The organism is Streptomyces sp. NPDC087263 (assembly GCF_044744645.1).
In the GTDB taxonomy this organism is placed as follows: Bacteria; Actinomycetota; Actinomycetes; order Streptomycetales; family Streptomycetaceae; genus Streptomyces.
The window spans coordinates 50908-64008 of the sequence record NZ_JBIUYT010000002.1; the positions used below are offsets into that span (position 1 = coordinate 50908).

Annotated in this window: 8 protein-coding genes; 2 read left to right on the forward strand and 6 right to left on the reverse strand. The window is 71.1% G+C overall.

What is annotated here, in order from left to right:
- Positions 1-66: 66 nt before the first annotated feature.
- From ACIPC1_RS05480 to ACIPC1_RS05495, 4 genes are all read right to left on the reverse strand, one after another.
- Entirely contained in the window at positions 67-1998 is a 1932-nt protein-coding gene (locus ACIPC1_RS05480) for an acyl-CoA dehydrogenase family protein (protein ID WP_402513510.1), read from the reverse strand.
- A gap of 293 nt (positions 1999-2291) precedes the next feature.
- Positions 2292-3752 (reverse strand): aldehyde dehydrogenase family protein, encoded by a 1461-nt coding sequence (locus tag ACIPC1_RS05485; RefSeq protein ID WP_402513512.1) that lies wholly within the window; start codon positions 3750-3752, stop codon positions 2292-2294.
- Positions 3753-4063: 311 nt separating this feature from the next.
- Positions 4064-5725 carry a PucR family transcriptional regulator gene (locus tag ACIPC1_RS05490; protein ID WP_402513515.1) on the reverse strand — a complete coding sequence of 554 codons (1662 nt, stop codon included), beginning with the start codon at positions 5723-5725 and terminating at the stop codon, positions 4064-4066.
- 196 nt (positions 5726-5921) lie between these two features.
- On the reverse strand, positions 5922-8048 hold the full coding sequence (locus ACIPC1_RS05495; RefSeq protein ID WP_402513517.1) for an ATP-binding protein: 2127 nt from the start codon (positions 8046-8048) through the stop codon (positions 5922-5924).
- 300 nt (positions 8049-8348) lie between these two features.
- Between ACIPC1_RS05495 and gabT the strand changes: the two genes are divergently transcribed.
- Positions 8349-9683, forward strand: a complete 1335-nt coding sequence (gene gabT, locus ACIPC1_RS05500) for a 4-aminobutyrate--2-oxoglutarate transaminase (RefSeq protein ID WP_402513520.1) — start codon at positions 8349-8351, stop codon at positions 9681-9683.
- A gap of 327 nt (positions 9684-10010) precedes the next feature.
- The gene (locus tag ACIPC1_RS05505) at positions 10011-10715 is read left to right on the forward strand and encodes a phosphatase PAP2 family protein (protein ID WP_402513522.1); all 705 of its coding nucleotides are present in this window, start codon (positions 10011-10013) and stop codon (positions 10713-10715) included.
- Here ACIPC1_RS05505 and ACIPC1_RS05510 read toward each other — a convergent pair.
- Both ACIPC1_RS05510 and ACIPC1_RS05515 read right to left on the reverse strand, forming a co-directional pair.
- On the reverse strand, positions 10654-12381 hold the full coding sequence (locus ACIPC1_RS05510; RefSeq protein ID WP_402514799.1) for a chitinase: 1728 nt from the start codon (positions 12379-12381) through the stop codon (positions 10654-10656). The genes ACIPC1_RS05505 and ACIPC1_RS05510 overlap by 62 nt on opposite strands.
- A gap of 250 nt (positions 12382-12631) precedes the next feature.
- The gene (locus ACIPC1_RS05515; protein ID WP_385731214.1) at positions 12632-13087 is read right to left on the reverse strand and encodes a hypothetical protein; all 456 of its coding nucleotides are present in this window, start codon (positions 13085-13087) and stop codon (positions 12632-12634) included.
- Positions 13088-13101: the final 14 nt, after the last annotated feature.

Consider the following 13101-nt stretch of genomic DNA (forward strand, 5'->3'; position numbering starts at 1 on the left):
GCACAGTTTCGGTGCGGCAAGCGGCGGAATTACGGACGGGGCTGTTGTGTGCTCCTGGGGAAAAGGTCAGCGAATGGGGCGGTGGAGGTTTTCCTTCTCGCTCGGACCAGGCGACGCGTCGGCGATCCAGGGGCCTTCGCCCGACGGGTCGATGACGCCCTGCTCCAGCCACTCGTACCTGCCCGCCAGGACTCCCTTGACCACCTTGCCGTCGAGGTCGTCGGTGTTGGTCCACAGCCGGCCGAAGAGTTCGTCGACGCGGATGCGGGACTGGCGGCAGAAGGCGTCGGCGAGCTGGTAGGCCTCGCGGCCGTGCTCCTCGGTGGTGCGCAGGAGTTCGGCGCGTACACAGGCCGCGCTCATCGCGAAGAGTTCGGCGCCGATGTCGACGATCCGGCCCAGGAAGCCCTGCTTGGTCTCCATCCGGCCCTGCCAGCGGGACATGGCGTAGAAGGTGGAGCGGGCGAGCTTGCGGGCGCTGCGTTCGACGAAGCGGAGGTGCGGGGAGAGGTCGACGTCCTGATTGAACTCGGCGTACGCGCGCGGGAGTTGACCCTGGCCGGCGACCAGCTTCGGCAGCCACTTGGCGTAGAAGACACCGGCGTTCGCGCCCGCCCTGGCCTTGTCCGAGAGGGACTTGTCGGGGTCGATGAGGTCACCGGCGACCGAGAGGTGGGCGTCCACGGCCTCGCGGGCGATCAGCAGGTGCATGATCTCGGTGGAGCCCTCGAAGATGCGGTTGATACGGAGGTCGCGCAGGACCTGCTCGGCGGGTACCGCCCGCTCCCCGCGCGCCGCCAGAGACTCCGCGGTCTCGAAGCCGCGGCCGCCCCGGATCTGGACCAGCTCGTCGGCCATCAGGCACGCCATCTCGGAGCCGTACAGCTTGGCGAGGGCGGCCTCGATGCGGATGTCGTTGCGGTCCTCGTCGGCCATCTGGGAGGACAGGTCGAGGACGGCCTCCAGTGCGAACGTCGTCGCCGCGATGAAGGAGATCTTCGCGCCGACCGCCTCGTGGAACGCGACCGGCTTGCCCCACTGCTCACGCGCCGCCGACCACTCACGGGCGATCTTCAGACACCACTTGCCGGCGCCCACGCACATCGCGGGGAGCGAGAGCCGGCCGGTGTTCAGGGTGGTCAGGGCGATCTTCAGGCCCGAACCCTCCGGGCCGATCCGGTTCGCGGCGGGCACCCGGACCTGGTGGAAGCGCGTGACGCCGTTCTCCAGGCCGCGCAGGCCCATGAAGGCGTTGCGGTTCTCGACGGTGATGCCCTCGGAGGCCGCCTCGACGACGAAGGCCGTGATGCCGCCCTTGTGGCCCTCGGACTTCGGCACCCGCGCCATGACGACGAGGAGGTCGGCGACCACGCCGTTGGTCGTCCAGAGCTTCACGCCGTCCAGGAGGTAGTCGTCGCCGTCCGGTACGGCGCTCGTCGCGAGGCGGGCGGGGTCGGAACCCACATCCGGCTCGGTCAGCAGGAACGCCGAGATGTCGGTGCGGGCGCAGCGCGGCAGGAAGGTGTCCTTCTGCTCCTGGGTGCCGAAGAGCTTCAGCGGCTGCGGTACGCCGATCGACTGGTGCGCGGAGAGCAGCGCGCCCAGCGCGGGGTTCGCCGAGCCGATCAGGGCGAGCGACTTGTTGTAGTAGACCTGGGTGAGGCCCAGACCGCCGTACTTCGTGTCGATCTTCATGCCGAAGGCGCCGAGTTCCTTGAGGCCGTTGATGACCTCGTCGGGGATCAGTGCCTCGCGCTCGATGAGCGCCGGGTCGATCTTCGTCTCGCAGAAGTCGCGCAGCTTGGCGAGAAACTCCTCGCCGCGCCGTGCGTCCTCGTCGGCCGGCAGCGGGTGCGGGTGGATCAGGTCGAGCCGGAAGCGGCCGAGGAACAGCTCCTTGGCGAAGCTGGGCCTGCGCCAGTCCTGTTCGCGCGCGGCCTCGGCGACCTGCCGTGCCTCACGTTCGGTGACGGTGGGCTTGTGGGGTGTTGCGGTCATGAGGGTCACCTCGCCGCGCATCGGGAACAGGGGTTCGTGTACCGATCTCCTACGCTCCGGTACCCCGATCTTGTGCACCCATTTCGCCGATCTTCGGGCGCACGTTACCGATCGGTTCTACTCGATCGTATTTACCTGATTCCGGATGACCCCACCAGTCCTCGCGCAGCGTTCGGCCCAACGCGCGGGCCGACGACGCACAGGGCCCGGCACCGGAAGGCATCGGCGCCGGGCCCTTCATCGGGAGCCTATATGAAAATGGTTCCCATGAGCTAGTAGTTTGGGGAGTGAGGTCAGAGGGCGAGACCCGTCAGAACCAGCACCCGCTCGTACGTGTAGTCGTCCATCGCGAACTTCACGCCCTCGCGGCCCACACCGGACTGCTTCACACCGCCGTACGGCATCTGGTCGGCACGGTAGGACGGCACGTCACCGATCACGACGCCACCCACCTCCAGGGCGCGGTGGGCGCGGAACGCGGTCTGGAGGTCGTGCGTGAACACGCCTGCCTGGAGCCCGTACTTGGAGTCGTTGGCGGCGGCGAAGGCGGCGGCCTCGCCCTCCACCCGCCGCACGGTGAGAACCGGCCCGAAGACCTCCTCGCAGGAGATGGTGGTGTCCTGCGGTACGTCGGCGAGCACGGTCGGCGCATACGCGGCACCGTCCCGCTTGCCGCCGGTGAGCACACGGGCACCGGCCCCGGCCGCCTCCTCCACCCACGCCTCGACGCGCTTGGCGGCGTCCTCGCCGACCAGCGGGCCGACGTCGGTCCTGTCGTCCGACGGATCCCCGGTGACCTGCGCCTCGACGGCGGCGACGATGCGCGGCAGCAGCCGGTCGTACACGGACGCGTCCGCGATCACCCGCTGCACGGAGATGCAGGACTGGCCGCCCTGGTAGTTGGAGAAGGTGGCGATGCGGGTGGCGGCCCAGTCCAGGTCCGCGTCGCTCGCCCAGTCGGCCAGCACCACGGCCGCGCCGTTGCCGCCGAGCTCCAGCGTGCAGTGCTTGCGCGGCACGCTGTCCATGATCGCGTAACCGACCTTCTCGGACCCGGTGAAGGAGATGACGGGCAGCCGCTCGTCCTGCACCAGCGCGGGCATCCGCTCGTTCGACACCGGCAGGATGCTCCACGAACCGGCGGGCAGCTCGGTCTCGGCCAGCAGCTCGCCGATGAGGAGGCCCGACAGGGGGGTCGCGGGCGCCGGCTTCAGGATGATCGGCGCGCCGGCGGCGATGGCCGGGGCGATCTTGTGGGCGCACAGGTTGAGCGGGAAGTTGAAGGGGGCGATGCCCAGCACGACGCCCTTGGGGAACCGGCGGGTCAGCGCGAGCCGGCCCTGACCGCCGAGGTCCGTGTCGAGCCGCTGCGCCTCGCCTCCGTTGAACCGGCGGGCCTCCTCGGCCGCGAACCGGAACACCGACACCGCGCGGCCGACCTCGCCGCGCGCCCACTTGATCGGCTTGCCGTTCTCGGCGGAGATGAGCCCGGCGATCTCCTCGGTCCGCTCGGCCAGGCGCTTCGACACGTGGTCGAGGGCGGCGGCCCTGACATGCGCCGGGGTCGCGGCGAACTCGTCCCGTACGGCGTACGCGGCGGCCACCGCTTCCTCGACCTGGGCGTCGGTCGGCACGCTGACCTGGCCGACGAGCCGGTTGTCCCACGGGGAGGTGACGTCGAGCGTGGTCTCGCCGGTGGCCTGGCGGCCGGCGAGCCAGAAGGCGTGGGTGGCTGCCCCATTTTCCTTTGGCATGTGCGAGTCCGGCCCTTCCGAGGTTGGTTGGCGTGGCTTTCGTCGTCAACGGTATTGCCGGGGCAGCGAGGGGTCGTTTGTCCGAGTAGGAGCAGTCGGGGTGGGGGGTGCGCCGCTTTGGCACGGTGGCGGGAAGGTGCGGGGGTGGTTTTTCGCCCCCTCCGCCCCTGCCCGTCCCTTGTTCCTGGGGCTGCCGCCCCAGGCCCCCGCATCGGCCTGAACGGCCTCGTCCTCAAACGCCGGACGGGCTGAAACGGGGCGTAGCCCCGGAAGGATGGGACAGGTAGGGGCGGAGGGGACGAGGAAACCCCTCACTCCCCCGCCGCCGCCGTGGTCTTCAGCGCCAGCCAGAGCTCCATCCGGACATCCGGATCGTCCAGCGAGCGCCCGAGAATCTCCTCGACCCTCCGCATGCGGTAGCGGAGCGTGTGCCGGTGCACCCCCAGGTCGGCAGCCGCCGCATCCCACTGCCCGTGCCGGGACAGCCACGCCCGCAGCGAGGCGACCAGATCCCCCCGCCCGGTGGCGTCATGCTCGTGCAGCGCCCGAAGCAACCCGTCGGCGAACGCCCGTACGGCGTCGTCGGCGAGCAGCGGCAGCACGGACCCGGCGGCCAGCTCCTCGTGCTCGACGAGGAAGCGCCCGCGCCGCCGGGCGACGGACAGCGCCTGCTCGGCCTGCTTGTACGCGGCGCCTGCGGCGATCGGCCCGGCGGGCGCGGACAGGCCGACCACGAGCTCGACCTCGTCACCGCCGCCGGACTGCTCGCGCGCGGACGCCCGCTGGGCCTCCAGGGCCGCCGCGTGCTCCTGACAGGCGGCGACCGCCGCGCCGCCGTCCACGGCGAGCACGACGAGCCGCTCCCCGTCGGGTACGACGAGTACGGCCTCGCCGGAACGGGCGGCCGCGGACTCCACGACCTCGGCGAGCGCGCCGAGCGGATCACCCGCGGTGTCGGGCGCCGCGGGTGCGAGGGAGGAGACGGCGGCAGCGGCCACGCGCGCGTGGCCGTCGGCGTGCGCCCGGGCGGCCGACGCGGACGCCGACTCGGCGAGGATCAGCCGGAAAGGCGCGTCGAGAAGCTCGCCGAACAGGCCCCCGGCGACGGCCCGGGCGTGGTCGGACTCCCCGGCGAGCAGCATGCGCAGCACCGCCGCACCGATCCGCTGCTCGGCCGCCTGCAAGGAGCGGGAGCGTTCCGTGGTGAGCGTCAGCAGGGCGATGGCCGAGTGCAGGGCGTACCGCTCGGCGGTACCGAGGGCGGCGGCGGTGCCGACGGCGAGTGCGGCGCGCGGGCGTCGTCCGGTGCCCAGCGAGTGCAGTTCGACCCGGTCCTCGCCGCCGACCACCGAACTGGCGGGCGCAGGCCGGTCCCGCAGCCGCTCCACGTCCTGCGTGAGCCGCGCGGCCCGCCGCCCCGCCCACTCCGGCGCGGTGGCGACGACGGCACCGGAGGCGTCGTACAACGCCGCCCATCCGTCGACCTGCCCGGCGAGCGAGGCCAGCAGCCCTTCGGGTCCGTCGGTGAGCGCCTGCTTGGTCAGCTCGCGCTGCGCGGCGAACCCCGCGGTCACGGCCCGGTACTGATCGGCGGCGATGGCGGCGGAGACGGCCTTGCTGATGGCCAGGAAGGGCGTACGCCGGGGCACTTCGAGGAGCGGCAGCCCCTCTTCCTGAGCCGCGTCGACGAGCGCCTTCGGGATCTCCTCGTAGTGGACCCCGACGGCGAATCCGAGCCCGGCCACCCCAGCTCCCACCAGCCGCTTCACATAGCGCTGCATGACCTCGGGATCGTCCGCGTCCAGTTTGAGCGCGGTGATCAGGAGGAGTTCCCCGCCTTCCATGTACGGCACGGGGTCGGCGAGCTCGCTGGCGTGCGCCCAGCGCACGGGCACGTCCAGCCGTCCCTCGCCCGCGCGCACCGTGAGCTTGAGCGCGGAGTGGTGGACGAGCGAGGCGAGCGTGGGTGGCATGGGACCTTCAGGCCTTCGGATTCTCAGGTCTTCACAGGATCCTCGACGGTCACCGGCGAGGTGATCTTTTGGCCGCGACGTATGAACGACCTATGCCGATTCTGCCTCACCGTACGGTACGGCCGTGACCATATGTCCAGATGTACAGGTCAGCGCCGTAGCCCCACGCGCACCCGCCGTCGCGGATCCACCGGCGTCAGCCGCGTAGATCCACCAGCAGCGGCGGTGCGTGCTCGCCCCGCACGCTCGTGAGCGACAGCACCGCGTGCCCCGGCGGCACCCCGTGCGCCAGCTCGGACGCGGACCAGCGCTCCCGCTCGACCTGGCGGACGGTGACGGCCCGGGCGGTCGGCGCATGTCCGGTGATCACCCGCCGCACCATGTGCAGCGCCTTGCCCGCCGGGGTCTCCGCGATGATCTGGCGGTCGGTGACGTCGCGCGCCTCGATCCACTCCTTGCCCCAGACCTCGGCGAAGTCCTGCCCGTCCCAGGGCGTGAGTCCGGACAACGCCATCCGGCACCCGATGGCACCCAGCAGCGGAGTCCGCAACGCCCGCGGCACGTCGTCGAGTGTCCGGAGCGTCAGCACGGCGCCCGCGTTGCCGGACCGCAGCCGCTGGATGCCCCGTACGGCCTCGGGTGTGACGACCCCGGTCGCGTCGTCCAGTACCAGGCAGGCGAACAGCGACCGGTCCTCCCGTACCGCGACACTCGCCGTGAACTGCGCGAGCACCAGCCGTGCCAGGATCCGTGAGGCGTCGGCGTGCCCGCGCGCCGGCAGGTCGATCCGTACCCGTACGGGGTGGTCGAGGGCCCGGAGTGAGAAGGGGCGCGACTGTCCCGAGGTGTCGAAGAACCCGGCGAACGCGGGCCGGTCAAGGAGCGCGACCCGGTCCGCGAGCACACCTCCCACATCCCCCGGATGACCCAACTGCCGCTCCCGCGCGTCGAGTTCGCGCAGCAGCGACTCCTTCCCGCTGTCCTCGAGGGCCTTGCGGAGCGCCCCGAGCGGACCGGGAGAACCGTCGAGGAGCTGCCGCAGCTCGGGCACCGACGGGAACCGACCGTGGACGGCCCGGAACGGTCCGAGGAGCTGGGCGAGGACGGTCGTCGACCGACGGCTGTCGCCCCCGGGGTGCGGATCGGCCAGATCCCCGACGAGCGCCTCGGCCAGTACGGCGGCGGCCTCGTCGGGGTCGGTGGTCCCGCCGTACAGGTCGAGGTCGTACACGGACTCGGGATTCCCGATCCGTACGACGACGTCGTACGCGTCGGCGGCCCCGAGCCCGGCACCCGCGGCGCCGATGACGACCACCGCGGCCCGCCCGGCGAGCGCGTGCAGGCAGAGCGACTCGGCGAGCGGCCAGACGATGCCGCCCGTCTTGCCGGATCCGGGGGGACCGACGGCGAGCAGCGAGGTGCCGAGGAGGTCGGGGCCGAGAGCGAGACCGGTGCCGCGATAGGCGTACGGATTGCGGGCGTCCTCAGCGGTCGTGCCCAGTCGCACCTGTCCGGTCACCAGGTCGTGCAGCGCGTGCCGTCCGGGCAGGTCGCGCGCCCCTGAGGGGTGCAGACAGGCGGCGGACCCGTCCTTCAGGACCGCCCCGGTGAAGGTGGCGAGGCTGTGCCGCCCGCTCCGTACGGCCTGCCAGGCGCGGGCGATCCGGGCGTGGTCGACATCGCGCATCAGCCCCGAGCGGGCCTCGGCGGCGAGCCGGTCGGCGGCGTCGGACGCACCGGCGGCGCGGAGCTGGTTCCACTGGGCGGGGTCCTCCTCGGGCGCGGGCGGCCGTTCGCTCACGGGAGCGGCGCGGCGCCAGGCGGGCGGTCCGTAGCGCCGCCAGACCTCGCCCCAGCGGCCGAGGCGGCCGACGCCGAACATGATGGCGAGGGCGATCAGCGTGTAGTAGCCGTACCAGAGGAACGCGTTCCCGACGCGGTCGTCGCTCTGACGCCAGGAGTCAGGGGTGAACAGGTCGAGCGGGATGACCCACCAGCCGCCCAGGTAACCGTTCCAGAGCAGCGACCAGATCAGCCACCCCACCAGAAAAGCGATCACGGCGCCGCTCAGCAGCTGTCGCGCCGGAATCTGCTCGGGCTCCTCGTCCGGCCGTTGCCGGTATCCGAACCGCCACACCCCGGGCGCCGCCTCCGGCCTGGCCGCCCGGACCCACGCCAGGAAGTCGGACCCGTCCGGCAACGCCGGCATCCCCGGTGCCCGTGCGGGCCGGGGTGGTGTCGCCGGCACGTCCGGGGGTCCCGCCGGACGCGGCACAGGATGGGCATGCGTGCCCCGCGCGTCCCGCGTCCCGTCGCTGTCCATCGCCTTTGCCCCCTGACCAGCCGCTCCGTACCTCGTCCGCGAGCCAATCTAGTGCCCCCGCAGGGGGAGTTCACCGCTTACACGGCCGGACCTGCGGGGAGACGCCCTCGCTCGCCGCCCGGCCCGCTATGTCCACCGCGGACAATCGGCGCCCCGAACATCTCCCCCGTGGAGCATGCCCACCCCCCTCCCCCGGCCCTAACCTGCGAAGAAAGCAGTCAAGCGTCCGAAATCCCCCCGCCCGGCGCGCTCCGTCCGCCGGGGACCGTCCGGTTTCGCAAGATCATCAGGGAGCCCCTCATGACCGCACTTCCGCAGGAGCGCCGCGTCGTCACCGCCATCCCCGGCCCGAAGTCGCAGGAATTGCAGGCCCGACGCCTCGCCGCGGTCGCGGCCGGTGTGGGCTCGGTGCTCCCCGTGTTCACCACGCGCGCCGGCGGCGGCATCATCGAGGACGTCGACGGCAACCGCCTGATCGACTTCGGCTCCGGTATCGCCGTGACCAGCGTGGGCGCGAGCGCCGAGGCCGTCGTACGCCGGGCCTCCGCGCAGCTCCAGGACTTCACCCACACCTGTTTCATGGTCACGCCGTACGAGGGGTACGTCGCCGTCGCCGAGGCGCTGGCGGAGCTGACCCCGGGCGACCACGCCAAGAAGTCGGCCCTGTTCAACAGCGGCGCCGAGGCCGTGGAGAACGCCGTCAAGATCGCGCGTGCGTACACCAAGCGGCAGGCGGTGGTCGTCTTCGACCACGGCTACCACGGGCGCACCAACCTCACGATGGCGCTGACCGCGAAGAACATGCCGTACAAGCACGGCTTCGGTCCGTTCGCGCCCGAGGTCTACCGCGTGCCGGTGGCGTACGGCTACCGCTGGCTGACCGGCCCGGAGAACGCGGGCGCCGAGGCGTCCGCCCAGGCCATCGACATGATCAACAAGCAGATCGGGGCCGAGAACGTCGCCGCGATCATCATCGAGCCGGTGCTCGGCGAGGGCGGCTTCATCGAGCCCGCCAAGGGCTTCCTGCCCGCCCTCAGCAAGTTCGCCACCGACAACGGCATCGTCTTCGTCGCCGACGAGATCCAGTCCGGCTTCTGCCGCACCGGCCAGTGGTTCGCCTGCGAGGACGAGGGCATCGTCCCGGACCTGATCACCACCGCCAAGGGCATCGCGGGCGGTCTCCCGCTCGCCGCCGTCACCGGCCGCGCCGAGATCATGGACGCCGCGCACTCGGGCGGCCTCGGCGGCACCTACGGCGGCAACCCGGTGGCCTGCGCCGGCGCCCTCGGCGCCATCGAGACGATGAAGGAGCTCGACCTCAACGCCAGGGCGAAGGCGATCGAGGCGACGATGAAGGCGCGCCTGTCGGCGATGGCGGACAAGTTCGACATCATCGGCGAGGTCCGCGGCCGCGGCGCCATGATCGCCATCGAGCTGGTCAAGGACCGCGACTCCAAGGAGCCGAACGCCGAGGCGACCGCCGCACTCGCCAAGGCCTGCCACCAGGAGGGGCTCCTGGTCCTTACCTGTGGCACCTACGGCAACGTCCTCCGCTTCCTGCCCCCGCTGGTCATCGGCGAGGACCTCCTGAACGAGGGCCTCGACATCATCGAGCAGGCCTTCGCCCGTATCTGACCCGTCCCACGCGCCCCACCAGCGGAATCCTGCTGCCCCTCGCACCGGATTCCGTTTGGCCGCCGGGGTGGGTCGACGGTCGTCAGGCCGTGTGAAGAAGGTGTGCGAGGTGCATGACGGGACGCGATTCCGTCTGTCGGACCCGGTTCCCCTGTCGTAGGTTCTACCCAGATGAGAGATACACCCCGCCCACAGGGGACTGTGGGCGGCACCGGGTCGGGGCCTCCCCAGCTTCGCCCTGGTCGTGCCCTCGCGCACACACCCGGAGCTTCCAGCTCCGAATCTCCTCACCGATCGGACAGTCGCCCGCCCCAAACCCCCCGGGGCGTGCGACGATCCGATCCGGTCGGCCACTCCGGAACTACCCCCCCTGTTCCGGAGTGGCCGACCTTCTCCCTCCTTCTCGGCCTCCCGGCCCTCCTCTTCGCGCTGATCACCTGGCAGGTCGCGGCCCACGGCCCCCTCGCCCGCGCGGACGAACGCCTCAGCGGCCATCTCGTACACCCGGCCCGGATCTACGAACTCCTCGCGGACCTCGGCAACATCGCGGTCGCCGTCCCCGTCCTCGCCGTCGTGCTGGTGTACGTCGCTCGGCGCGGCCGCCGGGCCGGGCGGCATCGCTGGTGGCTGCCCTCCGTCGCCGCGGCGGCGCTGATGGCCGCCGTGCCGGCGTTGATCGTGCCGACGAAGGAACTGATCGCCCGCCCGGGCCCACCGGTGATGGGCCCGGGCACGGGCTTCTATCCTTCGGGCCACACGGCGACCGCCGCCATCGCGTACGGCGCCGCGACCCTCGTACTCCTCCCCTGGCTCCGCACCGCTCGCGCCCGCCGCGCGCTGGTCACCGCCTGTGCCGTCCTGAACCTCGCGGTGCCTTTCGGGCTGGTCCGGCGCGGTTTCCACTGGCCGCTGGACGTGGTGGCGAGCTGGTGTCTGTGCACGGTGCTGTTGTTCTGCCTGTGGCTGCTGCTCAGCCGAAATAGCTGTCGAAGTTCTTCTGGAACTCCCAGCTCCCGTACCGGTCCCAGTTGATCGACCAGGTCATCAGGCCGCGGAGTCCCGGCCAGATGCCGTGGGTGGTGTACGTGCCGCAGTTGGTCTTCTTGGTGAGGCAGTCGAGGGCCTTGTTGACCTCGGAAGGCGCCACATAGCCGTTGCCCGCGTTCGTCGTCGCCGGCATACCGATGGCTATCTGGTCGGGGCGCAGGGCCGGGAAGACGTTGCTCGCGTTGCCGGCGACAGGGAAGCCGGTCAGGAGCATGTCGGTCATCGCGATGTGGAAGTCGGCGCCGCCCATGGAGTGGTACTGGTTGTCGAGGCCCATGATCGAGCCGGAGTTGTAGTCCTGGACGTGCAGCAGCGTCAGGTCGTCGCGCAGGGCGTAGATGACCGGGAGGTAGGCGCCGGCGCGCGGGTCCTGGCCGCCCCACGGTCCGGTGCCGTAGTACTGGTAGCCGAGCTGGACGAAGAAGGTCTCCGGAGCCATCGTCAGCACGAAGCCGGCGCCGTACTTGGCCTTCAGGGTCTTCAGGGCCGAGATGAGGTTCACGATCACGGGAGTGGTCGGGCTCTTGAAGTTCGTGTCGGTCGCGTCCAGCGAGAGTGAGTGGCCCTCGAAGTCGATGTCCAGGCCGTCCAGGCCGTAGGTGTCGATGATCTTCGACACCGAGGTGACGAAGGTGTCGCGGGCGGCTGTGGTCGTGAGCTGCACCTGGCCGTTCGCGCCACCGATGGAGATCAGGACCTTCTTGCCCGCCGCCTGCTTGGCCTTGATCGCCGCCTTGAAGTCGGCCTCGCTCTCGACAGTCGGGCACTCGGCGACCGGGCAGCGGGTGAAGCGGATGTCGCCGGAGGTGGTGGTGGTCGGTTCGCCGAAGGCCAGGTCGATGATGTCCCAGCTGTCGGGGACGTCGGCCAGCCGCGTGTACCCGGCGCCGTTCGCGAAGCTGGCGTGGAGGTAGCCGACGAGGGCGTGTTCGGTCGAGCCTCCGCCACCGCCGGCGGTCGTCGTCGCGGTCACCGTCGCCGACTTCGGCGACTCGCCCGCGTCGTTCACCGCCGCGACCTGGAAGGTGTACGCCGTCGAGGCGGTGAGTCCGCTGACCGTGGCCGAAGTCCCGGTCGCCGTCTGGACTTTCACGCCGTTGCGGTAGATGGCGTACCCGGTCGCGCCCGTCACCGGGGACCAGGACAGGGCGACGCTCGACGAGGTGACCGTGCCGGCTGTCAGACCGGTGGGTGCGGCCGGGGGCTGGCCCGGGTCGACGGCGGGGCCGAGGAGGGAGACGTCGTCGACGTTGTAGGCGCCGGTGCCGTACCAGCCGTGCGTGTAGATGGTGACCCTGGTGGTGGCGGCGCCGGTGCGGAAGGTCGTGGTGAGCTGCTGCCAGGCGGTCGCGGACTGGGTCCAGGTGGAGACGTCGGTGGTGCCGGTGCCGCTCGCGCCGAGGTAGACGTAACTGCCCCGGACGTAACCGGCAAGGGAGTACTGGGAGTTGGGCTGAACGGTCACCGACTGGGAGCACTGTGCGTAGTCGCTGCCGGCCGGGGTCGCCTGCAACGCGGAACTTCCGCTCCGTACGGGTGAGTTGACGGTGGTCGCCGCCGTACAGGTCCAGTTGTCCAGGCCCGACTCGAAACCGCCGTTCTTCGCGAGGTCCGCGTCGGCCGCACGGGCGGCCGACGAGAGCGCGGTCATGCCGGGAACGGCCAGGAAGGTGGCCGTGCACACGGCGAGAAGTCTGTGACGCGTGAGTGATCCGTTGCGTCGGGTGCGATCCACGACTGCCTCCGGGCATGGGGGAATTGGAGGGGTGAAGCGCGCCCAATTTGGTCCAGACCAATCCTGTTGTCAAGACCTCAGGAACCTCAGGACCTCGTGAACCTCCAGAACCTCAGGACCTGTTGGCGAATCCTGCGACTGTCACCGGGGGCCGGCCCCGGCACGGCTATCGGTCCTCGTTTCCGGCGCGACCTGCCGCCGCCTCGTGCATGGCCAGTTCGAGAAGCGCCGGGTCGGTGAGGGTGCCGGAGCCGTCCGGCGGGATCAGCCAGCGAACGCCGCCGCCGGTCGTCCTTCCCGGGTACGGCACCACGATCCACGTACCGCGGCCCGCTGTGCGCACCCCCGTGCCGAGCCACCGGGCCGCGGTGCCCGCGGGCACGAAGAATCCCATCCGGGCGTCCCCGAAGTCGACGAGCACGGGACCGAGTTGGTCGATCACCCGGGTCAGCACGTCGAGCGTGGGGTAGCCGAGTTCGCCCGGCAGGATGAGTACGTCCCAGGCCTTGCCCGCGGGCAGCAGCGCGATCCCCAGCGGATTGCGCTCCCATTCCCAGCGGCAGGCCTCGGGATCCGGAGCTACGGATGCCAGCCAGTCGACCGCCGTCTTAGCCCCTGTCATGGCGGAACCTCCCT

Coding starts and splice junctions, on each gene's coding strand:
- ACIPC1_RS05515 (WP_385731214.1), bottom strand. CDS start 13,087: ATGACAGGGGCTAAGACGGCGGTCGACTGGCTGGCATCCGTAGCTCCG.
- ACIPC1_RS05485 (WP_402513512.1), bottom strand. CDS start 3,752: ATGCCAAAGGAAAATGGGGCAGCCACCCACGCCTTCTGGCTCGCCGGC.
- ACIPC1_RS05495 (WP_402513517.1), bottom strand. CDS start 8,048: ATGGACAGCGACGGGACGCGGGACGCGCGGGGCACGCATGCCCATCCT.
- ACIPC1_RS05490 (WP_402513515.1), bottom strand. CDS start 5,725: ATGCCACCCACGCTCGCCTCGCTCGTCCACCACTCCGCGCTCAAGCTC.
- ACIPC1_RS05510 (WP_402514799.1), bottom strand. CDS start 12,381: ATGACCGCGCTCTCGTCGGCCGCCCGTGCGGCCGACGCGGACCTCGCG.
- ACIPC1_RS05480 (WP_402513510.1), bottom strand. CDS start 1,998: ATGACCGCAACACCCCACAAGCCCACCGTCACCGAACGTGAGGCACGG.
- gabT (WP_402513520.1), top strand. CDS start 8,349: ATGACCGCACTTCCGCAGGAGCGCCGCGTCGTCACCGCCATCCCCGGC.